The sequence below is a fragment of the Shewanella sp. Shew256 genome (genome assembly GCF_002196695.1).
GTDB lineage: Bacteria > Pseudomonadota > Gammaproteobacteria > Enterobacterales > Shewanellaceae > Shewanella > Shewanella mangrovisoli.
Map to the genome: position 1 here is coordinate 65,298 of NZ_NAJR01000005.1, position 23,010 is coordinate 88,307.

Genomic DNA, 23,010 nt, shown 5'->3' on the forward strand with positions numbered 1-23,010 from the left:
ACATAAAGAGTGGACTCTCTTTACAATTGTTACAAACCCCGACCGATGTAAATTTAAATGAGAATTATTGTCATCTAATAATCAAACTTTATAATGACGGCACATTTTAGATGACATGGGTAAACCACAGGTTTGCTCAAGGTTGGGGGACTTTGTGAAATCACGTTTTGCCTATTCAATACTAACGCTTGCCCTGATGCCGCATTTGGTCTTTGCGGCTGCGCCTAACGCGGGTCAACCCGAGCAAGAAAGTGCTTCAACGGCACAAGCCGCTACGCAATCAAGCTCGCAGGCCGAAGTACAAGCCGAGACTAAGGCGCCAGAGCGAATTGTCGTGCGTGGTCGCGCCATGCAAATGTATGTCGATAAAGAGACGGAAATTGGCACTAAAACGGCAATCAATGTGATGGAGCTGCCGCAGTCAGTACAAGTGCTGACCGAGCAACTGATTGACGATCAAGCCGCCCGTAATATTACTGACTTATACCGCTCCATTGCGGGTGTCAGTGAATTTAGCTATTCCGGCGTGACCTTTCGTGGCTTTCGCGACGATGCCAACGTGTTTTACGATGGCGTGCGTGGCGACCCGTATTCGGGATTCTCGGTGCCACAACTGTTCAACGTGCAGCGGGTTGAGGTATTAAAAGGCCCTGCATCGGCTCTCTATGGCGGTGGCGAACCCGGCGGCATGATTAACTATGTGACGAAAAAACCGACCTTTGTCGAGCGTAAAGATCTCACCCTAAGCACGGGCAGCTACGACATGATGGGCGGCTCGCTGGATTTCACCGGCGGCTTAACCGAGGATTTAGCCTATCGATTGGGAGGCTATTATCAACAGGAAGATAGCTTTCGTAACAATGCCGATAGTTTAAACGCCGAAGTGACTGGTGGCTTACTGTATGAAATCAGTGACGATACTAAGCTGACCACCACATTCGATCTGATAAGACAGGATTTGGGCGGTAATCGGTTACGTGGTGTACCCGTGGATGATGCGGGGAATTTCCTCGTTGACCCTTCCTACAATGCCAACGAGAAAAGCGACTTCCAGAAAATGGATGCCTCGGTGCTGCAAGCGATTCTCGATCATCAATTTAGTGATGATTTTTCGGTAAAAACTCAAATTCGTTATCTGAATAATGAATCCGATCAGCAATATCACGAATCCCGTGGTTGGGTCGATGTGAACGGTGATGGTAAGGCAAACAGCGCAGATGGCACCATCAAACGTGAATATCGTGTCCAATCCCGTGCCAATGACGAAATCAGTTTAACCAATGATTTTGTCTATCGTTTTAATGCCTTAGGTTTTGAGCATGAGTTCCTGTTTGGTGGAGATTATCACTATGTCGAAACCGAATACCATTACAAGTTGGCGACCAGCAAGGAAGGCGTGGGTAATCTCAATATCTTTGAGCTGAATTACGGAGAAACTAATCCGAGTGCTTACCAATTAAAAGACATGGATACCGACGGTACTCGCTCCAACCGTTTTGGCCTATATCTGCAAGAACATCTGCATTTCAACGAGCAGTGGTCTTTAATTGCGGGTCTACGCTTTAGCCAGTTTGATGATTACGATAAAAAGACCGGATTCTCCTTTAGCGATAATGCTATTACCCCAAGGGCTGGGCTGAATTATCGTCCAATCGAATCTATGTCTTTCTATTTGAACTACTCAGAGAGCTTTAATCCGGCATCATTGTCGGATCAAGAGAGCATTAAAAGTGACGGCGCACTCGATCCCGAAACTGGTAATCAAATAGAGCTTGGGATGAAAAACGAGTGGCTCGATGGCCAGTTTATGACCACGCTTGCACTTTATCGCATTGAAAAACAAAATGTTGCTCAGGCAAACCCTTTAGATACCGGGGATGACGATGGTATTCCTAACTTGGTTAATTTAGGTGAAGTACGCAGCCAAGGGGTGGAATGGACGCTGGTGGGGGATCTCACTGATAACCTTACCGTGACGGCCAACTATGCCTATAACGATACCGAAGTGATTAAAGGCGTGACCAACGACAGTTTGACCAACACCTTTGGCGACGGCAAACACTTTGCCAATGCGCCGCGTCATCAAGCAGGTTTATGGACGCGTTACGATATTCAAGCGATTGATTCGGCCATTGCTTTTGGGATGGACTATGTGGGCGAGCAATTTAGCCTCAATGGTCAAACGGTGAAACCCCATACAGTGTTTGATATGAGCTGGACAACCCAATGGGATCAAACCCAAGTGCGCGTAAATCTGAAGAATATCTTCGACAAGGAATATGCCGTTAGCGGATTTAGTGAGCGCAATGGCCATTTCCCCGGTGAGCCACGCAATGTCACCTTGGAGTTGACCCATAAGTTCTAGGGTAAAGCTTCCAACTATAATCTATGCCCGCGTGATGATTCGCGGGCATAGATTGATTGTGCAACAGATTGTATATAAATATAAATTCCGTTATGCCTTTTAATGTGCATGCGTGTTTTAGCATTGCTGCTAACCATGCCATGATCCGCATGAAACGCTTCTCATATTTTATTTATCGATTACAACGATAGATTCTATCCGTTTTTGACTGTGACAATCTTTGTTTAGACTGAGCTTATCTATTCTCCATTGCGTCTTTGTTGCGATAAGGTCAGTTATGCCGCCGATTAGCCATTTATCTTCTGCCTCTCAATCTGTTACCGCGCCGAAAGTAGCGTTAATTGCAGAAGGCGGTGGCCAGCGCGGCATTTTTACCGCAGGCGTACTCGATGCTTGGCTCGAGGCGGAATTCGACCCCTTCGATTTATTGATTGGTACCTCAGCAGGCTCACAAAACTTGACCAGTTTTTTAGCCAGACAAAAGGGTTACGCCAAAAAACTCATCCGAGGGCTAACACGGCATAAACGCTTTTATCAGTTAGGGCGTGGTTTGATTGGTGCCAATGTGATCGATCTCGACTGGTATTTCGAGCAGACTCAGCGTGGCAGTTTTAAGCTGGATCTAGCTGCGGCGAGTCAATCCCTCAATGGCCGAGAACTCCTTATCACCACCACGCGAGTCTCTGACCGCCAAGGGTATTTCTTGAGTCCAACCAGTCATGAGCACTGGCGTGAACTACTCAAAGCCTCTAGCGCCTTGCCTTTTTTATATAAACAGGGGGTGAAGTTAACGCCTTGGTTAGGGATTGGATCTGCTAATCATAGCGATGCGACACTCGAGCCCGAGCAAGACTTTTACCTAGATGGCGGCTTAGCGGCCCCGCTGCCCGTGCGTGAGGCGTATAAACGGGGTGCCCGCAAAATTGTGGTGGTCAGGACGGTCAATGAGGACTTTCAAGCTCAATCGGCTTGGGTACATAAGCTTAAATCGTGGATCTGTGTCTCTGGTTTTTGCCCTAAGACCATTGATTACCTAGTGCAGCATGAAGAGGCCTATCAAGCCGAGTTAGATTTTATTGCCAATCCTCCCGATGATGTTGAAATTGTGCAGATATTTGCGAAGGCGCCATTACAGAGCAAGCTGTTAGGCAGCACAGATGCGGATTTACGCATTGATTACCAGCAAGGGATAAAGGCGGGGAAGGCGTTTCTTGCAACGTCTTCTTGGCAAATTGCCAAGGCTAACGATGCGACGCCCGTTGCACCGTTGGCGATATCGGCCTAGGTTATTTGTTCGATCTCAAGGTGATATTTCAAAGCAGCATTTATGTTTGGCGCCATGTGGTCAAGCTAAATCCAAGTCTTAAAGAGTTAGATAGTTAAAGATAAAAGCCACCTAAGGGTGGCTTTTATCTTGATGACATGCGTTAGCGATTAATAACTGGCAGCATGCACTGAGCGTACGGCACGGCCCGATGGGTCGATAATGCCACGTAAGCTTTCATCCCATGCCAGTGCTTCTGGAGTAGAGCAGGCGACTGACTTGCCACCGGGCACGGTTTCGGCCGCGCTAGCTAAGGGATAATGTTCCTCAAAGAAGCAACGGTAGAAATAGGCTTCCTTGGTTTCTGGCGTGTTGTACGGGAAGCGGAACTTCGCATTGGCTAGTTGCAAGTCGTCTACTTGCTCTGCGGCATGGGCCTTTAAACCATCGATCCAAGAGTAACCCACGCCATCGCTGAATTGCTCCTTTTGACGCCAAGCGACTTCTTTTGGCAATTTATGCTCAAAGGCTTGGCGCAGAATGTGTTTCTCAATCCGGCCATCCTTAGACATTTTTGCCTCAGGGTTGATACGCATCGCCACATCCATAAATTCCTTATCGAGGAAAGGTACGCGGGCTTCGAGTCCCCACGCCGCCATGGCTTTGTTGGCGCGCAGGCAATCGAACAGATGCAGTTTATCCAGTTTACGCACGAGTTCCTCATGGAAGGCCTGCGCGTTTGGTGCCTTATGGAAGTACAAGTAACCGCCAAAGAGTTCATCGGCACCTTCACCCGATAACACCATTTTGATCCCCATCGCCTTGATTTTACGCGCCATCAGGTACATAGGTGTCGCGGCACGAATGGTGGTCACATCATAGGTTTCTAGGTGGTAGATGACCTCTTTAATCGCATCTAAACCCTCTTGGAAGGTAAAGTTGATCTCGTGGTGAATGGTACCAATCGCATCGGCAACCTTTTTAGCGGCGGCTAAATCGGGTGCGCCCTTTAAACCCACGGCAAAGGAGTGTAGCTGTGGCCACCAAGCGCCACTTTGATCGTCATCTTCGATACGGCGCTTGGCAAAGGTTTGGGTAATCGCCGAGATCACCGATGAATCTAAACCGCCAGATAACAACACGCCGTAGGGCACGTCGGACATCAATTGGCGCTTAACTGCGGCTTCGAGGGCATCACGTAATTCTTCTTGGCTGGCGCCGTTATCTTTCACCGCATCAAAGCTCTGCCAATCGCGAGTGTAGTATTGCACTGGCTCACCTGTGGTTGAGTACAGATATTGCCCTGGCTGGAATTCGGCCACAGTTTTACAGACGGGCATCAGCGCCTTCATTTCGGAGGCAACGTAGAAGTTACCCGCCGCATCACGCCCAGTGTACAGTGGGATGATGCCCATATGATCGCGGCCAATAAGGTAGGCGTCTTTGGCTTTATCGTAGAGTACGAAGGCGAAAATACCGTTTAATTTATCAAGAAATTCAGTGCCATATTCCTGATATAGCGCCAAGATCACTTCGCAGTCAGAGTTGGTTTGATAACTGTATTTATCGCCGAGTTGGGCTTTGAGTTCTTTATGGTTGTAGATCTCACCGTTGACCGCAAGGATAAGGCTGCCGTCTTCGGTTAACAGTGGCTGCGCACCGTGTTCAATATCGACAATCGCCAAGCGCTCATGGGCCAAAATCGCTTTATCGCTGGCGTAAATGCCTGACCAATCGGGGCCGCGATGGCGCATCAGTTTGGACATTTCCAGTGCCACTTGGCGCAGCTCTTTCGCATCGGATTGAATATCTAAAATTGAAAAAATCGAACACATAATGCAACTCCTAAACCGCTGTATTTCATTTGAGGATGTCTCAATTGAGTATCAATGTGCCAGCGATTTGGGATTTTGCCAAATATTATTTTTGATGATTCGTTCGGTTTTAGGTGTTTTTGATGAGTTTATTTTATCTTTAAAATGCTTTTGATTGGTTTTTATTTAATTTATTTCGTATTTTTATGAATAAAGTGTTTTTGTTCGTTGGTTGCAAAGCGGGATATTGGCAAATGCGTAATGTTGACTCAAGAAAATCCGTTTTTGGAAAAATCATCATAAATGTGAGCAAGATAGTGATCCAAGCGCAAATATTGCTGATTTAATAACCAGTTTGTCGTCGGTAATTGCGCGTGTTGCTACAGTCAAGGTCAAACTATGAGTCTAAAGTGGGGCGGGGCGGCTCATAAAATAATAAGGCACCTCTCAAGGTGCCTTATGGGATTTTTCAGCGAGGAATCGTTTTCAAGTGCTTACTTTGCGGCCGTGGCAAGTTCCGTTTTGGCAGGACGCAGGCTGTTAAACTCAGTGCCTTGATAATAGCCAGGCCAATCTTGGCTGTTACCTAAGCTGCGAGTCACTTGATAGTAAACTTCAAGATCTTGAATCGCACCACTCAGATCCCAGTCTTCATGGTATTCGTCGCAGACATTGTGGTAGCAGCCCTTCATGGTCGCCTGCATCTGAGTCTTATAGCTTGCTGTTGCGGCATCTATGGGGTCGCTTCCGCCACCGGCAAAGACCGCAGGCACGCCAAGTTTGGCAAAGCTGAAGTGATCAGAGCGGAAGAAACCGCCCGATGCAGGATTCTTTTCACCTAAAGCAATACGGTTTTGCTGTTTGGCGGCATCGACTAAGTAGTTTTCAAGCTCGGACTTACCTTTACCGACGATAGTGAAGTCCTTGGTTTTTCCATAGATATTGGTGCTATCTAAGTTGAGTACCGCCACTGTTTTATCAATGGGGTAGATAGGGTTGGCAGCGTAATAGCGTGATCCGAGTAAACCTTGCTCTTCACCCGTCGTCGCGATAAAGGTCACCGAGCGAGCTAAGCCGTGGCCCTGTTTGGCGTTATCGGCCAGTTGTCTGGCGATTTCTAAAATGCCCGCAATGCCCGATGCGTTATCCATGGCACCGTTGTAAATTTTATCGCCTTCTTTACTGTCATCTTTGCCAATGTGGTCCCAGTGGCCCGTAAACAGGATTTGCTCATCGGCTTGCTGAGTGCCGGGAAGGGTGGCGACAACGTTATAGCTGTTGGCGTATTCGGCTTTGTTTTTAAAGGCGATGTTGGCCGTTTGCTCAAGGGGTAAGTTAATCGGACTATCGGCGGCGCGCGCCATCAGCGTTGGTAGGGATAAACCCGCTTTTTCAAATAATTGTGTAGCAGCATCTAAGGTTAACCAGCCTTCGACTTGCACGCGGCTGTCTTGCTCGGCTTTGCTGAGGACTAAATCTTGCTGCGCGCCAGTCCAGCTATTTTCAACCACGGACCAAGGATAGGACGCAGGCTCAGTATCGTGAATGATCAATGCACCGAGCGCGCCTTGGCGGCTCGCTTCCTCAAATTTGTAACTCCAGCGACCATAGTAGGTCATGGCTTTACCGTTAAACTTACCTGAGTCAGGGCGGGCAAAACCGGGATCGTTCACAAGGATCACCGCAATTTTCCCTTTCATATCCACATCTTGGTAATCGTTCCAGCCATATTCGGGCGCATTCACACCATAGCCAACAAACACTAAGGGCGCGTTCTCGATATTCACGCCGCCGTTATCGTGGCGACTATTTAAGACGATATCTTTGCGAAAGGTTAACGGCAATCCTGCCAAGCTGATTTGCTGCGCCTCGTCGGCGGTATAACTCACCATAGGTACAGGCTGTAAAAAGCTGCCTTGATAGGCGCCTTTGAGTCCCATCTCGGCAAAGGCTTTTGACAGATAGTCTAAGGTGAGCTTTTCACCGTGGGTGGTGGGGGCGCGGCCTTCAAATTCATCGGAGGAAAGGTTTTTAATATCGTCTCTAAAGCGTGCTTCATTCATTTGCACGGGTTTCAGGGCTGCACTGCTGTTGGCATCGGGCTGGGCCGAATTAGGGCTGCAGGCGCTGAGCATGGCTAGCGCGCAGACAGGATACAAACGTCGCATAGGTTAATCCTACTGTTGTTTTTAGGGCGTATTTCACGCATATATCAAAGGGGTATGTCGCGCCTTATCATGAAGCAAGCGCTTATGGGGGACAAGGGAGAGCTAAGGGGAAAAATGTTACTTAATGTTGCTTTACCGTATCGAGTCTGTTGTGGTTCTCAGCACGCTAAGGTGCTGAGAATCGGGCGATTTAAGGATTAAACTACATCAATATCGCCGGCGCAGGCGAATACATGATTGGGGCGGAAAGGCTCTTTATCGATATCTTCAAGCTTGCTCACGCCGCTGGTGACCAGGATGGTCTCAAGCCCCGCTTGAAACCCCGCAAGAATATCGGTGCGCATATTGTCGCCAATGATCACGGTATTTTCGGAATGGCCGTCGATATGGTTGAGCGCCGAGCGGATAATCCACGAGCTGGGCTTGCCCACATAAAAGGGCTTTTTGCCAGTAATCCGCTCTATCGGTGAACACAGTGCGCCGCAGGCCGGACTGTAAGCGGGGCCGTGAGTGTCGGGATTGGTGGCGATAAAACGGGCGCCGCGGGCGACGAATCCAGCGGCCTTATGGATCATATCCCAGTTATAGGAGCGGGTTTCACCGACAATCACGAAGTCGGGATTAATGTCAGTAATGGTAAAGCCAGCCTTGTAGAGCTCATGGGTGAGGGCGCCTTCGCCAATCACAAAGGCTTTACTGCCTTCCTGATGCTTTAAAAAGTCGGCGGTGGCCATGGCCGAGGTGTAAAAACATTCTTCTGGTACGTCTATCCCGGCGGCGCTGAGGCGGTTTTGCAGATCTTTACCCGTTTGTACTGGGTAATTGGTCAGAATAACGAGGGGATTGCCTTGGTCGAGAACGCGGTGGATAAATTTATCACTGCCGGGGATCAGTTTATTGTCGTGCAGGAGTACACCATCGATATCGCAGATAATATTTTTCATCTAATAGTCTCTTGTATGCCGAACAAAATCACTTTTCGTTAGCTTATCTAATGCCACATTAGGCGAGAAAACAATGATTTTGTATGACAAGACGAAAAAAAAGAGACCCTTAAGGTCTCTTTTTTTTTCGCGAGGCAATGTTTAATCGGGGGCGTAGCCGTTAGGTCCGATTAAGGTGCCATCGAGATAGGCTTGGCCGTCCTGCATCTTGAGGCGCTGATGGCTGAACCATTTCACCACTAAAGGATAAATCGCATGCTCTTGCTCATGGACACGAGCGGCGAGCATCTCAGCGGTATCATCCTCATAAACAGGGACTTTTGCCTGTAAAATCACTGGGCCTGCATCCAGCTCTGGGGTGACAAAATGCACACTGGCGCCATGTTCAGTGTCTTTTGCATCAATGGCGCGCTGGTGGGTGTTTAATCCGGTATATTTAGGCAGCAATGAAGGGTGGATATTGATCATGCGTCCTAAGTAACGATTCACAAAATCGTTGGTAAGAATACGCATAAATCCAGCCAACACGATCAAATCGGGTTGGTACTTTTCAATCGTTGCCATTAACCGTGCATCGTAATCAGAGCGAGATTCACCTGAATGAGCAATCACGCAGCTGGTATCAATTTCACTATGATGGGCGCGAATTAAACCGTAGGCATCGGGTTTATTACTGATCACTCCGACAACTTCGGCCTGCAGATTATCGTCACAACCGTCGATAACGGCTTGCAGGTTACTGCCATTTCCGGAAATTAATACAACTACACGACAGCTTTGGGGCATTACAGGATCTCCACTTGCTCTTCATTGCCTTCGCGAGCAGCGATAGCACCGATTAGCCAAGCTTGTTCGCCTTCGGCGGCGAGCAGTGCCAGTGCGGCATCAACTTTATCGGCTGGCAGCGCAACGATCATGCCGACACCACAGTTAAAGGTGCGGTACATTTCATATTCTGCAATGTTACCGTTTTCCATTAACCAATTGAAAACGACAGGCCATTGCCATGAATCACCTTGGATAACGGCTTTGCAGTTTTCAGGCAGAACGCGGGGGATGTTTTCCCAGAAACCGCCGCCAGTGATGTGCGCCATTGCGTGCACGTCCGATGCTTCGATCAGCTTGAGCAATGATTTAACGTAAATTTTGGTTGGTTCTAACAGATGTTGGATCAATGGCTTGCCATTGAGGTCCTGTTGAGGATCCGCGTGGCTGACTTCTAATACTTTACGAACTAATGAATAGCCATTTGAATGAGGACCGCTTGAGGCTAAGGCGATTAAGGCGTCACCCGCAGCCACTTTACTCCCGTCAATGATGTCGGCCTTTTCAACCACGCCCACACAGAAACCTGCGAGGTCGTAATCTTCGCCTTCATACATGCCTGGCATTTCAGCGGTTTCGCCGCCGATTAACGCACAACCAGATTGGAAACAACCTTCGCCGATGCCGTTAACAACAGAGGTTGCTGTTTCTACATCGAGCTTGCCTGTTGCGTAGTAATCGAGGAAAAACAATGGCTCAGCGCCTTGAACGATCAAGTCGTTCACACACATGGCCACTAAGTCGATACCGACTGTGTCGTGTTTTTTGTAATCGATAGCTAAACGCAATTTAGTACCAACACCGTCGGTGCCTGACACTAAAACAGGTTGCTTGTATTTAGTGGGTAATTCACACAATGCGCCAAAACCACCTAAGTTGCCCATTACCTCTGGACGACGGGTACGTTTAACAGCCGCTTTAATGTTACTTACCAGTGCATTACCAGCATCAATATCAACGCCAGCGTCTTTATAGCTCAGTGGGGTAGGAGTGCTCACGGAGGATCCTCTCGGGTACATCGTTATTGGATTTTTATGCGGCGGTATTCTACCAGCTTGTGCTAGGGGTCGAAAGCCATGATTTGGATTTATCGACTTGCGGGGAGTATTTTTAGCTTCACAGGGGGATATTTCACATTTTCTATCCTGCGATTGGTCATAAAATAGTAGATGAATGGGCGTATCTTAAGCGATAGGCAATAATTCTTGGGATATTGCTCACGATTAGCTCGAATGGCAAAACTTTATGTTTTACCCAATAAACAAATCATCTAAAATCTGAAAAATTTGCCTAAGATATTTCGCGAACAACAGTAGGAGAGAAAAATGAAAGTTGTCGAGGTTAAACACCCGTTAGTGCGTCACAAAATCGGCCTGATGCGTGAAGGTGACATTAGCACTAAACGTTTCCGTGAGCTAGCCGCCGAAGTGGGCAGCTTGTTAACCTATGAAGCTACCGCAGATTTCGAAACCGAAACTGTTACGATTGAAGGCTGGAATGGTCCAGTGGATGTGGATCAGATCAAGGGCAAAAAAGTGACTGTTGTGCCAATCCTGCGTGCGGGTTTAGGCATGATGGACGGTGTGCTTGAGCATATTCCGAGTGCGCGTATTTCGGTTGTGGGTATTTACCGCGACGAAGAAACCTTAGAGCCAGTGCCATATTTTGAAAAGCTGGCCAGCGATATGAATGAGCGTATCGCGCTGATTGTTGACCCTATGCTGGCAACCGGCGGCTCTATGATTGCGACGATCGATCTGCTGAAAAAACGCGGTTGTACGTCGATTAAAGCCTTAGTGTTAGTTGCCGCGCCTGAAGGGATTAAAGCCCTTGAAGCAGCTCACCCAGATGTAGAGCTGTATACCGCCGCTATCGACAGATGCTTAAACGAGAAGGGCTACATTCTGCCTGGTTTAGGCGATGCCGGTGATAAAATCTTCGGTACTAAATAAAAACGAGATGACTTAGCCGTCATTAAGATTCGATAGGGGGAGCTTAGGCTCCCTTTTTGTTTTTGGCGTTCGCAATACAATATTCATCGCCCCTTCCCAGTGCTTGAACTAGAGTTAACAATAAGATTTATTTCAATTTAATACTTGAACAATACAAATGTTCGTTATATTCAATTCATTTTAAGTAAGATGATCGCAGGGATTATGATTAGTACAAAACTCAGTTGGGCACTGGTTCGTCAATCCTGTTCACTGGCAACATTGATATTTGTTGTCCTGCTGCTGATCCTCTTACCCTTCAAAATTGATAAGGAACATAAGGCCTTCGTTCATTTCCTGAGGGCAAAACATACTGTGCCAAGTTATGTGGAGCTGCTAGGAAAAGGCTTGTCGTTACACGATATTATTGATTTTGATAGCGCGCTGCTTGCGCCCTTTAAGCTCGACCCATCCCGCTTATTATTGCCTCCAGGGAGCCATTTACTGCCGGAAGAAGAGCAAATCATTCGTTATTTTGACTACCTCTACTCGAGTCGCAAGAATGCGGTTCGCGGGGCTTTTGTCTATATCGGCTTATATAAAAGCAATGCCTTGTATGTGGCATCCCCAATTCCGGAAGAAGTGAAAAACCGATTAATTCACGATCATATTTTGACCAATGAGTTCTGTCAGCGGCTGCATTATTGCAGTAAGGACGCGTCGGCGGAGTCCTTGGCGGACGGTATCGTGTTATCGATTCCTTACGTCGATGAAATTACAGGAAATGTTATTTTCTCTATGGCGGCGCCGATTTCATCTTCCCACGATCCTGCGCATATGTGGGGGGATGTGATTGCCGATACGGCATTTATGGCATCGGGATTTATGCGGGGTAAAGACTATGAGTCGGTGATGACCCCTTATGGCACCGATATAGTGATCACTGGCGACAGCCTCTGGACGCGTATTACGCCCGAGTTCTTGTTTTATTCCATGAGTAATCATTTGGATAACCTCACCACATTAACCTACAAAGTCAGTGTATTACGCTTTGTGGTTCAGTATGTTCCTCTATGGTTCTTGTTGTGTGTGTTAACTGTTATCTTCCAACTCAGGTATATGCGCCTTAAACAGCTGCGAGTAGAACGTCAACGATTCGGCGAGGCGATGCTGCAGGATCCTTTTACTAAAACCTACAATAAGAAGGTCTATGAGACACTGACATTCAAGGCGGCGACTGAGGGCCTGTATGCGGTGATCTGTATCGATGGCGATAAAATCAAAACCATCAATGACACCTACGGACATAAACTGGGCGATATGGCAATTCTGCAAATTGTTGAAGCCATGCGGGCGGTATTTCGGGAGAATGACTTGTTCATCCGCACTGGTGGGGACGAATTTGTGGTGATCCTCAGTAATTGCTCCCAAGATAAAGCGTTACAACTTGCTCATAAGCTTAAAGAGAATGTTGAGCAGCGCCAGTTCTTAAGCATGCTAACGGTATCGTGCGGGGTGGCCGATTCGAGCGGCTATCCATCCTTTGACTCAGTGTTACAGGCGGCGGATAAGGCTTTATACGTGGATAAGGCTAAAAAGGGAGGGCATGCATCCGATAATAGTCTGCGCTAAGTTCCTTTTATTGAGCTAGCTAGACATTAAAAATTAGGCATAAAAAAGCGTGGTCTTGCCACGCTTTTTTATTGCTATCAGCCTTAGAGCACCATGGCGGCAATCCAACCAAAGACCAGTAAAGGGATATTGTAATGGATAAAGGTTGGGATCACGCTGTCGCGAATATGGTCGTGCTGACCATCGGCATTTAAACCTGAGGTCGGGCCCAATGTTGAGTCAGATGCTGGTGAGCCAGCATCGCCCAAGGCCGCAGCGGTGCCGACTAACGCGATAGTTGCAGGCACTGAAAAACCAAAGCTTAAGGCTAAGGGCACGTAAATCGTCGCGATAATCGGAATGGTCGAGAAAGACGAGCCAATGCCCATAGTGATCAAAAGGCCGACCAGTAACATCAAAAAGGCGGCGAGGGCTTTATTATCGCCAATCAATGAGCTCAATGACGAGACAAGTGTGCCGACTTCGCCGGTTTCTTTGACTACCGCAGCAAAACCTGCGGCGGAGATCATGATAAAGCCGATATTGGCCATCATGCGCACGCCTTGGGTGAAAATATCTTGATCGGCAACGTGCTTGAGCGCGCCCGAAAAACTGAAGATCATAAAGCCGACTAAGGCGCCGAAGATCATCGAATCGGTTTCAAGTTGCACAAACAGGGTCGCCAGAATCGCAAACGCAGCGATAACAATATTGCGTTTATTGAGGCTTTCTTCAGGCTCGGCGGTCAGTACCTTAGCTTCATCGTAAACCCTAGGTTTGCGGTAACTGAAAAATACTGCGATCAACAAGCCAACCACCATACCGGCGGCGGGGATCAGCATAGCAGGGGGAATTTGATCGCGTACGGCGACCAATCCATTGCCCGTCAGGTTAGAGAGCAAAATATCATTCAAGAAAATCCCACCAAAGCCCACGGGTAAAATCATGTAGGTGGTCACAAGGCCAAAGGTCAGCACGCAGGCGACCAGACGGCGGTCGATATTCAGCTTGGTCATCACATGCAGCAGCGGCGGCACGAGTATCGGAATAAAGGCGATATGGATCGGCAGGATATTTTGCGACGCCATCGACATAGCAAGCAGGGATAACAACAATAACCAGCGCACCCAGTTGGTGTTGGTGGCATTGGGGTCCTTGCCAAGGCTTTTAATGATGGAGTTGGAGATCAGTGTCGTTAAGCCCGAATGGGAGAGTGCCACAGCAAACGCCCCGAGTAAGGCATAACTGAGAGCGATTTGTGCGCCGCCACCTAATCCCGTATTGAAGGCATCAATCGTTTGATGCAGATCCATTCCCCCGACCAAACCAGCAACGAGGGCACTGATAGTGAGTGCAATCACCACATTCACCCTCGCCAAACTGAGGGCTAACATTAAACACACTGCAATAACGACTGCATTCATAGACAATATCTTAATTCTGTAAACCAAAGGGACTATTTTTGACTGCAAAGGCCGTGTCTGTCCAGTTTACGGCGGCTTAATCTGAAAAATATCTGAAAATGTGAATTGGGTGGGTTTTTACTGTTAGACGAATGTGTTCTCGTACGCTTACCAGTCGCCCAGATTGCTCTATCCTTAAGCAGTAGTGTCAAAATGCCCTTGAAAAATGTGATATTGGTCTTAAATAGGTTGTAAGGCAAAACGCACGACTTATAATGCCTAAAGATTTGATTGGTAAGCTCCCTCAAAGACACTCGCGCAAATCGGTGCAAGCGTGTTTAAGGGATGTTTTACTTTAATAGTTAGTTCAACTCATAGATGGAGATATAAAATGAGCGTATTAGTAGGCCGTCCGGCTCCTGATTTTACTGCTGCAGCTGTATTAGGTTCTGGCGAAATCGTAGATAGCTTTAACTTAACTGCGGCCATCAAAGGTAAGCCAGCGGTTGTATTTTTCTATCCACTTGACTTCACTTTCGTTTGTCCATCAGAGTTGATCGCTTTCGATCACCGCATGGAAGAGTTCACTAAGCGTGGTGTTGAAGTGATCGGTGTGTCTATCGATTCTCAATTCACTCACAACGCATGGCGCAACACCCCAGTAGAAAAAGGTGGTATTGGCCAAGTGAAATACACTTTAGTTGCTGACGTTAAACACGACATCTGTAAAGCATACGATGTTGAGCACCCAGAAGCTGGCGTGGCTTTCCGTGGTTCATTCCTGATCGACAAAGAAGGTATGGTACGTCACCAAGTGGTTAACGATCTGCCATTAGGCCGTAACGTAGACGAAATGCTGCGTATGATCGACGCTCTGCAATTCCACGAAGAGCACGGTGATGTATGCCCAGCGGGTTGGGAAAAAGGCGACAAAGGTATGAACGCAAGCACTGAAGGCGTTGCGGCTTACTTAGCAGAAAACGCAAGCTCTCTGTAATTTGCGGATTTTCGCGTAATAAAAAAGCTGCCCAAGGGCAGCTTTTTTATTGGACGGTCGATAAGCATTAACGCTTATTCCTCACCATCTGCATCCTCTGACTCACCCGCGGCTAATAATGGCCAACCACCTAACTGCTTCCAGCGGTTGACAATATGGCAAAACAGCTCTGCGGTGCGCTCGGTATCGTAAAGTGCTGAGTGAGCCTCTTTATTATCGAAGGGGATCCCCGCCATGATACAGGCTTTGGCCAGCACTGTATGGCCAATCGCTAAGCCCGCGAGTGTCGCAGTATCAAAGGTGGCAAAAGGGTGGAAGGGAGAGCGTTTTAAGTCACAGCGCTCAATCGCTTTACTCACAAAGCCATGATCGAAGGCGGCATTGTGTGCCACGATAATACTGCGGTGACAATCTGAGGCCTTCTGCGCCTTTTTAACGGCTTTAAAAATCTCTAAAAAGGCTTCTTTTTCGCTTACGGCACCGCGTAATGGATTGGTGGGATCAATACCATTAAAGGCCAGCGCCTCGGGTTCTAAGTTGGCGCCTTCAAAGGGTTCAATATTGAAATGCAGGGTTTTATCAATGCCGAGCAAGCCTTCATCATCCATTTTTAACAGCGTGACGGCTATTTCCAGCAACGCATCGGTTTGAGAGTTGAAGCCCGCGGTTTCGACATCTATCACTACCGGAAAGTAGCCTCGAAATCGGTGTTTCAATTTGTTTGCGTCGCTAATATCGCTCATTAAAGTACCCAAGAAAAATGATAGGGCGCTATTATGCTAAATGTACTAGGATGTGTCATGTTTGATTGGTGGTTTTATGAGCTAAAGGAACTAAAAAGTTTGCCGATAAAACTTCGTAACCGAATAAACACGAGTAAGGGCTATGTGGCGAAAACTGATATTAGTATCAATTTTATGCGTTCCAGCAACTGCAATGGCAGAGTTGCGCCACTATGTGGCCTCTTTGGGCGAATCCCAATGGCGAGTCAGTCAAAATAGCCCCATCGTATGCCGTCTTGAGCATGATATTCCATCTTACGGTAAGGCGATTTTCACCAGCGAAGCGGGTAAACAGTTAAACCTTAACTTTACCTTGGACATGTGGGTGAAACCGGACCAAGTCACACAGGCGACCTTGATGAGTCGCGCCCCCCAGTGGCGTCCTGGTGTAGTATCGAAAGAAATCACTTCACTACGTTACCAAAAGTATTTTAATGGTGAAGTACCAAAGCGTGCCGCTTGGTCGATGTTGAGCGAACTGAGCCGTGGCATGGAGCCGACGTTTTATTATGCCGATTGGTATAACGAATCGAATAAAATTGCGGTAGGGCTGTCGGCGGCGAACTTTGGCCGTAAATATGCTGAGTTTAAGTCGTGCCTATCACACTTATTGCCATACAGTTTCGAGGATATCGCCTTTACCGTACTGAATTACGAAGAAGGCGGCACCGATTTAACCCGTTTCTCACAGCAGCAGCTTTCCCGCATTCAGGAATACTTGTCCTACGATCCGGATGTGGAACTGGTGTTAGTCGATGCCTATACCGACAGTTACGGTGGCCGCTCCGTTAACCAAAAAGTATCGGATAAGCGCGCAGAATCGGTAAAAGATTTCTTTGTCGCCAGCGGTATTCCGCAGGATAGAATAGTCACAGTCGGCCATGGTGAGCGCCGTCATGTGGCGTCGAATGATGATATTGAGGAGCGAGCACTCAACCGCCGCGTCGTTATCCGGATCAGTAAGCCGCTGATGTGATATTTGGCTCTAAGTTCTAGTTTCGTTCAGTTTAAATGCACTTCATATAAACCAACAATGCCAAGTCTTCGGACTTGGCATTGTCATTTCTGAAGCGTGCATTTCGTGAACGCATGAATGTTACTCCAATCTCAGTCATTCAAACTTATGGCTTATTATACCAATCGTATTAAATATCTGTTCATTCAGCGGGAGTTAAACGGGCTTTAGACAAGGCGAAGGCTTGAAGGCATAGTGGCGCTCTGTCGAAAGCCTTAAACACAGTATAAAGCCCGTTCAACCCCGCCCTTCGGGAGCCTCACAGGCATCTCACTCCCGTGTTACATTGACTTAAAAGGGAATAACCATTTCTTCGTCAATGCGCCTTGGATTGAGATGCCTGTGAGGCTCTGAACTGATTAGATATTTAATGTGATTGGTATTAAAAGTGCGGCAATGCTAAGAGTGACGTCAAGGCATAAGTTTATTGCTGCGCTTTTAGGGAAGGGAATCAGATTTTTATGTAACAAAAAACGACTGAAAATCGCTAGATTTTCGCGACGCGTTTGAATCGAGATAAAAAAAAGCCCGCTTAAACTAAGCGGGCCGCAAAAAATGCATTTGCAATCAACAAATTGAAGGAAGGAAGTCAAGCATAAGAACCAGAGATGAACTGACATCTTAAAAAGACACCAGTTTAAAAGTTCTTTGTTTTCCATATCCGCTAGCGGATATCTCCTGAAAACAAGCACATTCTAGTGCGTCCCAAGGGCTCAAGCAAACGAGAAAAATTGCCTGGACGCATTAGCAAAACTAATGACTAATTAAGTGATCTGGCTCACTCAAGTCACTATTTTGCTTGATTAACAACTTGTCAGTCAGAATTAATGCATAAAAATACACTTCAATAAACTCATCATTGCTACCACTTTGTTAAATCTTGCCTCTTGGCGAGAAAAGCTCATCTTTTGCTGCGGCATTGCCATGAAAAATTTTGCTTGTATAGTACTTGCTGCAAAAGAGCGTTAAGCCGGACATCACCAAAAGGACGATAAAAGATGGCATTAAGATTTCGCCTTGCCCAGCAAGGTTTATTAGTGGCCACATTGGGCATGGCGTTGGCCGCCTGCCAGAGTGGCAATACGCCAGAAGAGGCCGCACAGCAGGTCAGCGCCAACAAATTGGTTTACCCTGAAACCCGAAAAGACAACTTAGTCGAGACGATTCACGGTGTTGCAGTGGCGGATCCTTACCGTCACCTTGAAGAAAATACGCCAGAAACCGAAAGTTGGGTAAAAGAACAACAGGCCTTTGGTCAAGCATACTTGGCGAAGATCCCCAACAAACAAGCCGTGGTTGACCGTATCACAGAGCTGTGGAACTTTGAGAAAATCTCAGCTCCTTTCGAGAATGGCGATAACCAGTTTTATTACCGTAACGATGGTTTACAAGCGCAATCTGTACTCTATGTAAAAGGCAAAGATGGCGTTGAGAAACCTGTACTGGATCCAAATGGTTTTTCAGCCGATGGGACTGTGGCGCTTTCCGGCGTATCAGTCAGTAATGACGGCAAGATTTTAGCCTATGGTGTGTCTAAGTCAGGCTCTGACTGGCAGCAGTGGCAGTTTATCGATATTGCCACGGGTAAAAAGCTTAAAGATGAACTCAACTGGATTAAATTCTCCAGCGCAGTGTGGGATAAGGAAAACCAAGGTGTTTTCTATGCCCGTTACGATGCGCCCGCGGGCGGTGATTTACTGGCCGATGTGAATTTTAATCAAAAAGTGTATTACCACAAATTAGGCACTGATCAGCGCCAAGATTTATTGATTTACGAACGCCCACAAAATAAAGATTGGGGCTTCGGCATCGATGTGTCTGAGCAGGGCGAATATTTACTGTTGTCAATTTCCCAAGGCACAGACAAACGTAATCGTTTCTTCTATAAATCACTGTTTGAACCTAAAGCGCAGGTGGTGGAATTAATCCTTAACCTCGAAGCGGAATATGAGTTTTTAGGTAATGATGGCGCCGTATTTTATTTCAAGACCGATTTAGATGCGCCAAACGGTAAAGTGATTGCCATCGATACCCGTAATAGTGATAAATCCCAGTGGCAAACCATTATTCCAGAATCGAAAGATCCTATTAATAAAGTGGCCATTATTAACGACCATTTAGTCGTGAGTTATTTGCACGATGTATTGGGACAGTTATCGATTTTCAGCATGGGCGGACAAAAGCGTCAGGATGTCACTTTACCTGGTAAAGGTAATGTCGCCGGACCTTTCGGTAAGGCGAGTAAAGACTATTTCTACTATGTCTTTAACAGCTATATTCAACCCGAAACTACCTATAAGTTCGATTTTAAAACGGCAGAATCGACAGTGGTCGCTAAGCCGCTGGTGTCGTTCAATCCCGATGACTATGTGTCTGAGCAAGTGTTTTACACCAGCAAGGACGGTACTCGCGTCCCTATGATGGTGTCCTACAAGAAGGGGCTGGTGAAGAATGGGCAAAACCCAACGCTACTCTATGCCTATGGCGGTTTTGCGATTTCAATGACACCGCGTTTTAGTCCTGCCAACATCGCTTGGTTAGATATGGGCGGCATTTACGCCGTACCAAGTTTGCGTGGCGGCGCGGATTACGGTGAAAGCTGGCACCAAGCAGGGATGTTCGATAAGAAGCAAAATGTGTTTGATGACTATTTTGCGGCGGCCGAATACCTAATCAACGAAAAATACACCAACAGCACTAAGTTAGGTGCCTATGGTCGCAGTAACGGTGGTTTGTTGATGGGGGCTGCTGTCACTCAACGCCCAGAACTGTTTGCCGCCGTGTTACCGGCCGTGGGTGTGCTGGATATGCTGCGCTTCCACAAGTTCACCATTGGCTGGGCTTGGACCAGTGAATACGGCAGTGCCGACAATGCGGAGCAATTCCCTGCGTTATTGGCTTACTCGCCTTACCATAACGTTAAAGCGCAGGCCTATCCTGCGACTATGGTGATGACGGCTGACCATGACGATCGCGTGGTACCGCTACACAGCTTTAAGTTTGCTGCCATGATGCAAGAGAAGCAGCAGGGCGATAAACCCGTCATTATGCGCATTGAGTCCAATGCAGGGCACGGTGCGGGCAAACCGACGGCGATGAAGATCGACGAATTTGCTGACATTTACAGCTTCCTGTGGCAAAGCTTTGGGCTGACATTGCCGCAAACCCTCGCAAAATAGCGAACTATGTTAATGAAATGGGGTCGTTTGACCCCATTGTTATTTACAAATCCCTCAATTGCGCTGAAACCCGCGCTATCCCTATCTATATCTTCGTCGGGTCATTCACAAGTCTTGTTTCCCTAGGTATAGTAAGCGTCAATTTTTCAACCAAAATTTGCTGATTTCAAATGACGTTTAATTGGCCCATTTCAGTCTATTACGAAGACACCGACGCAGGCGGCGTTGTCTATCATTCGAACTATCTCAATTTTTTTGAGCGGGCGCGAACCGAGTGGTTAAGAGCCTTAGGCGTAAGCCAGACTGCACTGTTAGCCGATGATACGGCGTTTGTGGTTAAGCGGGCGGAATTGGATTTTAAAAAAGCCGCGCGTTTTGAACAGAACCTTATTGTAGAAACTAAGGTCATAGAGTTGAAAAAGGCCTCGTTGGTATTTCATCAACGTTTGGTTGATCATCAGGGAGACTGTTATTGTGAAGGTACAGTGCTAGTGGCCTGTGTTGCCTTATCACGAATGCGGCCCCGAGCTATTCCCTTAAATATTGTGCAGGAGTTTGACAGTGCAAGCTGATATGTCGATTGTTGGGTTATTTTTACAAGCCAGTTTATTAGTGAAATTTGTGATGTTCACTTTACTTTGCTTGTCTGTAATGTCTTGGACGGTGATTTTACAACGCCGTAGCTTATTGACATCTGCAAAAAGTAAATCGGCAAAATTTGAAGATAAATTTTGGTCAGGCGTTGATTTAAATCGTCTGTATAAAGAATTATCGGCTCGTCCAGATAATACTGGCTTAGAGTCATTATTTGTGACGGGTTTTAAAGAATATTCACGTCTAAATAAATTAAATAGCAAAGTGCCCGATGCGGTGATGGATGGGACTTCACGTGCGATGCGCGTTACCTTATCCCGTGAATTAGAGAAGTTAGAAGCCAACTTACCTTTATTGGCAACCATTGGTTCGACTAGCCCTTATATCGGTTTGTTTGGTACGGTATGGGGTATTATGAATTCATTTATCGCTATCGGCTCAATGGAAAACGCGACGCTTGCCATGGTGGCGCCAGGTATTGCAGAAGCACTGATCGCAACCGCAATGGGCCTGTTTGCGGCAATCCCAGCAGTTATCGCTTATAACCGTTTTGCCACCCAAGTTGAAAAACTGGAAATCGGTTACGCTAACTTTATGGAAGAGTTTTCTAGCATCCTGCATCGCCAAGCGTACAGTGAGAAGGAAGGCGTATAATGCAAGTCGGTTATCAGCGTAAACGTCGTCGCCCCGTTGCCGAAATCAACGTGGTGCCTTATATCGACGTCATGCTCGTGCTGCTGATTATTTTCATGGTAACAGCGCCGATTGTGACCCAAGGGGTGAAAGTGGAGCTGCCGCAAGGTGCCGCCGAAGTTCTACCTGCGGACAGTAAGCCGCCAGTGGTAGCGTCTATCGATGCCGACGGCGCTTATTTCCTTAATCAGGGCGGTTCCAATAACGAAGAGATGGAATTGGATGAGTTAGCTACCGCCGTTGCAGCAATCATGGTGACAGAGCCTGAGCGCCCAGTGGTGGTGAAAGCCGATAGAAATATTCCTTACGATAACGTGATCCAATTGATGGTGACCCTGCAGCAGGCTGGCGTTCCCTCAGTCGGTTTGATGACGGATTCACCCAAGGAGAAATAGGTGGCGGATAATTCAAATGTTGCATTACCTCTGTCGATTTCAGCAGGTATTCATATTGGCGTGATAATTATTCTGGCCATTGGCATAGATTTCACCCATAAACCTGAACCTGTGCAACAAGTTAGCGCCCCTGCAGTAAAAGCTGTTATGGTTGATCAGCAAAAAGTGGCTAATCAAGTTGAAAAGCTTAAGCAGGAAAAGCGCGATGCCGAGCGCCGCGAACGTGAGCGCCAAGCCGAACTTGAACGCAAAGCACAGGAAGCAAAGCAAGCCCGTGAGCGTGAACAAGCACAGCTGAAGAAACTGGCGGAAGAACGTAAGCAGCAGGAAATTGAGACCCAAAAGGCCAATGATGCTGCGAAAGCCGCGCAGGTGAAGCAGCAACAGGAAAAGGAAAAAGCGCAGAAAGCTGAAGCCGACCGCAAGCAGAAGGAGCAAGAACGTAAACTTGCTGAAGATGCAGCTCAAAAAGCGGCGGAAAAACGCAAAGTAGAAGAGGCAGCAGCCGCGAAAGCCGAGGCCGACCGTAAGCAGAAGGAAGCCGAAGCCAAGGCGAAAGCAGAGGCAGACGCTAAGGCTAAAGCGGAGGCAAAAGCCAAGGCCGATGCAGAAGCGAAAGCAAAAGCCGAAGCTAAGGCAAAAGCGGATGCTGAAGCCAAGGCGCGTGCCCAGCAGGAGCAGGAAATGGCCGATGCGTTAGCCGCCGAGCAGGCTGCGTTATCGCAAACCATGAATAAGCAAATGCAAACGGAAGTGGGTAAATACACCGCGATGATTAAATCGACGATTCAACGTAACCTAGTGGTTGACGAGTCGATGCGTGGTAAAACCTGTACTGTTTCTGTGCGTTTAGCCAATGATGGTTTTGTGATCAGCAGTCAGACGCAGGGTGGCGATCCTAATGTGTGCCGTGCAGCAAAAGCTGCGATCTTAAAAGCGGGCAAGTTACCAGTGTCTCCGGATCCTGCGGTTTATAACTTGATGAAAGAAATTAACTTAATCGTTGAACCAACGTTTAATTAAAGGAGTC

Annotated in this window: 18 protein-coding genes; 11 read left to right on the forward strand and 7 right to left on the reverse strand. The window is 47.3% G+C overall.

Going from position 1 to position 23,010, the window contains the following annotated elements:
• Positions 1 to 154: 154 nt before the first annotated feature.
• Together B5P39_RS10830 and B5P39_RS10835 are read left to right on the forward strand one after the other, a co-directional pair.
• Complete coding sequence (locus tag B5P39_RS10830) at positions 155 to 2,365, forward strand: TonB-dependent siderophore receptor (RefSeq protein WP_088211526.1); 2,211 nt, start codon at positions 155 to 157, stop codon at positions 2,363 to 2,365.
• Positions 2,366 to 2,642: 277 nt separating this feature from the next.
• On the forward strand, positions 2,643 to 3,650 hold the full coding sequence (locus B5P39_RS10835; protein WP_088211527.1) for a patatin-like phospholipase family protein: 1,008 nt from the start codon (positions 2,643 to 2,645) through the stop codon (positions 3,648 to 3,650).
• 149 nt (positions 3,651 to 3,799) lie between these two features.
• Here the strand turns inward: B5P39_RS10835 and asnB are convergent, their stop codons facing one another.
• The 5 genes from asnB to purM all read right to left on the reverse strand — a co-directional run bounded on the left by asnB (position 3,800) and on the right by purM (position 10,378).
• Positions 3,800 to 5,464, reverse strand: a complete 1,665-nt coding sequence (gene asnB / locus B5P39_RS10840; RefSeq protein ID WP_088211528.1) for an asparagine synthase B — start codon at positions 5,462 to 5,464, stop codon at positions 3,800 to 3,802.
• Positions 5,465 to 5,937: 473 nt separating this feature from the next.
• Complete coding sequence (locus tag B5P39_RS10845; RefSeq protein WP_088211529.1) at positions 5,938 to 7,611, reverse strand: M28 family metallopeptidase; 1,674 nt, start codon at positions 7,609 to 7,611, stop codon at positions 5,938 to 5,940.
• Positions 7,612 to 7,808: 197 nt separating this feature from the next.
• Entirely contained in the window at positions 7,809 to 8,555 is a 747-nt protein-coding gene (locus B5P39_RS10850) for an HAD-IIA family hydrolase (RefSeq protein WP_011626525.1), read from the reverse strand.
• A gap of 141 nt (positions 8,556 to 8,696) precedes the next feature.
• Positions 8,697 to 9,341, reverse strand: coding sequence for a phosphoribosylglycinamide formyltransferase (gene purN / locus B5P39_RS10855; RefSeq protein ID WP_011623140.1), 645 nt, complete (start codon positions 9,339 to 9,341; stop codon positions 8,697 to 8,699).
• On the reverse strand, positions 9,341 to 10,378 hold the full coding sequence (gene purM / locus B5P39_RS10860; RefSeq protein WP_088211530.1) for a phosphoribosylformylglycinamidine cyclo-ligase: 1,038 nt from the start codon (positions 10,376 to 10,378) through the stop codon (positions 9,341 to 9,343). Before purM ends, purN begins: the two co-directional genes overlap by 1 nt.
• Positions 10,379 to 10,705: 327 nt before the next feature.
• Between purM and upp the strand changes: the two genes are divergently transcribed.
• Together upp and B5P39_RS10870 are read left to right on the forward strand one after the other, a co-directional pair.
• Positions 10,706 to 11,332, forward strand: coding sequence for a uracil phosphoribosyltransferase (upp, locus tag B5P39_RS10865; RefSeq protein ID WP_011072698.1), 627 nt, complete (start codon positions 10,706 to 10,708; stop codon positions 11,330 to 11,332).
• A gap of 204 nt (positions 11,333 to 11,536) precedes the next feature.
• Positions 11,537 to 12,943: a GGDEF domain-containing protein gene (locus B5P39_RS10870; RefSeq protein WP_176399921.1), complete on the forward strand. Its 1,407-nt coding sequence runs from the start codon at positions 11,537 to 11,539 to the stop codon at positions 12,941 to 12,943.
• 83 nt (positions 12,944 to 13,026) lie between these two features.
• Here B5P39_RS10870 and B5P39_RS10875 read toward each other — a convergent pair whose 3' ends face one another.
• A complete protein-coding gene (locus tag B5P39_RS10875) occupies positions 13,027 to 14,346 on the reverse strand; it encodes a Na+/H+ antiporter family protein (protein WP_011717451.1) in 1,320 nt (439 codons plus the stop codon).
• A gap of 370 nt (positions 14,347 to 14,716) precedes the next feature.
• Here B5P39_RS10875 and B5P39_RS10880 point away from each other — a divergent pair, with 370 nt between their 5' ends.
• Positions 14,717 to 15,322 carry a peroxiredoxin gene (locus tag B5P39_RS10880; protein ID WP_011623136.1) on the forward strand — a complete coding sequence of 202 codons (606 nt, stop codon included), beginning with the start codon at positions 14,717 to 14,719 and terminating at the stop codon, positions 15,320 to 15,322.
• A gap of 74 nt (positions 15,323 to 15,396) precedes the next feature.
• Here the strand turns inward: B5P39_RS10880 and rnt are convergent, their stop codons facing one another.
• Positions 15,397 to 16,065 carry a ribonuclease T gene (gene rnt, locus B5P39_RS10885; RefSeq protein ID WP_011717450.1) on the reverse strand — a complete coding sequence of 223 codons (669 nt, stop codon included), beginning with the start codon at positions 16,063 to 16,065 and terminating at the stop codon, positions 15,397 to 15,399.
• A gap of 142 nt (positions 16,066 to 16,207) precedes the next feature.
• Here rnt and motY point away from each other — a divergent pair, with 142 nt between their 5' ends.
• The 6 genes from motY to tolA all read left to right on the forward strand — a co-directional run bounded on the left by motY (position 16,208) and on the right by tolA (position 23,003).
• Positions 16,208 to 17,080, forward strand: a complete 873-nt coding sequence (motY, locus tag B5P39_RS10890; protein ID WP_011717449.1) for a flagellar protein MotY — start codon at positions 16,208 to 16,210, stop codon at positions 17,078 to 17,080.
• Between the two features lie 1,037 nt (positions 17,081 to 18,117).
• Entirely contained in the window at positions 18,118 to 20,298 is a 2,181-nt protein-coding gene (locus B5P39_RS10895) for a prolyl oligopeptidase family serine peptidase (protein ID WP_088211531.1), read from the forward strand.
• A 170-nt stretch (positions 20,299 to 20,468) separates the two neighbouring features.
• Complete coding sequence (ybgC, locus tag B5P39_RS10900) at positions 20,469 to 20,870, forward strand: tol-pal system-associated acyl-CoA thioesterase (RefSeq protein WP_011626519.1); 402 nt, start codon at positions 20,469 to 20,471, stop codon at positions 20,868 to 20,870.
• Positions 20,860 to 21,546: a protein TolQ gene (gene tolQ / locus B5P39_RS10905; RefSeq protein WP_011626518.1), complete on the forward strand. Its 687-nt coding sequence runs from the start codon at positions 20,860 to 20,862 to the stop codon at positions 21,544 to 21,546. Before ybgC ends, tolQ begins: the two co-directional genes overlap by 11 nt.
• The gene (gene tolR, locus B5P39_RS10910; RefSeq protein WP_011623130.1) at positions 21,546 to 21,980 is read left to right on the forward strand and encodes a protein TolR; all 435 of its coding nucleotides are present in this window, start codon (positions 21,546 to 21,548) and stop codon (positions 21,978 to 21,980) included. Before tolQ ends, tolR begins: the two co-directional genes overlap by 1 nt.
• Entirely contained in the window at positions 21,981 to 23,003 is a 1,023-nt protein-coding gene (gene tolA, locus B5P39_RS10915; protein ID WP_011717445.1) for a cell envelope integrity protein TolA, read from the forward strand.
• Positions 23,004 to 23,010 lie beyond the last annotated feature (7 nt).

Coding starts and splice junctions, on each gene's coding strand:
- B5P39_RS10835 (WP_088211527.1), top strand. CDS start 2,643: ATGCCGCCGATTAGCCATTTATCTTCTGCCTCTCAATCTGTTACCGCG.
- asnB (WP_088211528.1), bottom strand. CDS start 5,464: ATGTGTTCGATTTTTTCAATTTTAGATATTCAATCCGATGCGAAAGAG.
- B5P39_RS10845 (WP_088211529.1), bottom strand. CDS start 7,611: ATGCGACGTTTGTATCCTGTCTGCGCGCTAGCCATGCTCAGCGCCTGC.
- B5P39_RS10850 (WP_011626525.1), bottom strand. CDS start 8,555: ATGAAAAATATTATCTGCGATATCGATGGTGTACTCCTGCACGACAAT.
- purN (WP_011623140.1), bottom strand. CDS start 9,341: ATGCCCCAAAGCTGTCGTGTAGTTGTATTAATTTCCGGAAATGGCAGT.
- upp (WP_011072698.1), top strand. CDS start 10,706: ATGAAAGTTGTCGAGGTTAAACACCCGTTAGTGCGTCACAAAATCGGC.
- B5P39_RS10870 (WP_176399921.1), top strand. CDS start 11,537: ATGATTAGTACAAAACTCAGTTGGGCACTGGTTCGTCAATCCTGTTCA.
- B5P39_RS10875 (WP_011717451.1), bottom strand. CDS start 14,346: ATGAATGCAGTCGTTATTGCAGTGTGTTTAATGTTAGCCCTCAGTTTG.
- B5P39_RS10880 (WP_011623136.1), top strand. CDS start 14,717: ATGAGCGTATTAGTAGGCCGTCCGGCTCCTGATTTTACTGCTGCAGCT.
- rnt (WP_011717450.1), bottom strand. CDS start 16,065: ATGAGCGATATTAGCGACGCAAACAAATTGAAACACCGATTTCGAGGC.
- motY (WP_011717449.1), top strand. CDS start 16,208: ATGTGGCGAAAACTGATATTAGTATCAATTTTATGCGTTCCAGCAACT.
- B5P39_RS10895 (WP_088211531.1), top strand. CDS start 18,118: ATGGCATTAAGATTTCGCCTTGCCCAGCAAGGTTTATTAGTGGCCACA.
- ybgC (WP_011626519.1), top strand. CDS start 20,469: ATGACGTTTAATTGGCCCATTTCAGTCTATTACGAAGACACCGACGCA.
- tolR (WP_011623130.1), top strand. CDS start 21,546: ATGCAAGTCGGTTATCAGCGTAAACGTCGTCGCCCCGTTGCCGAAATC.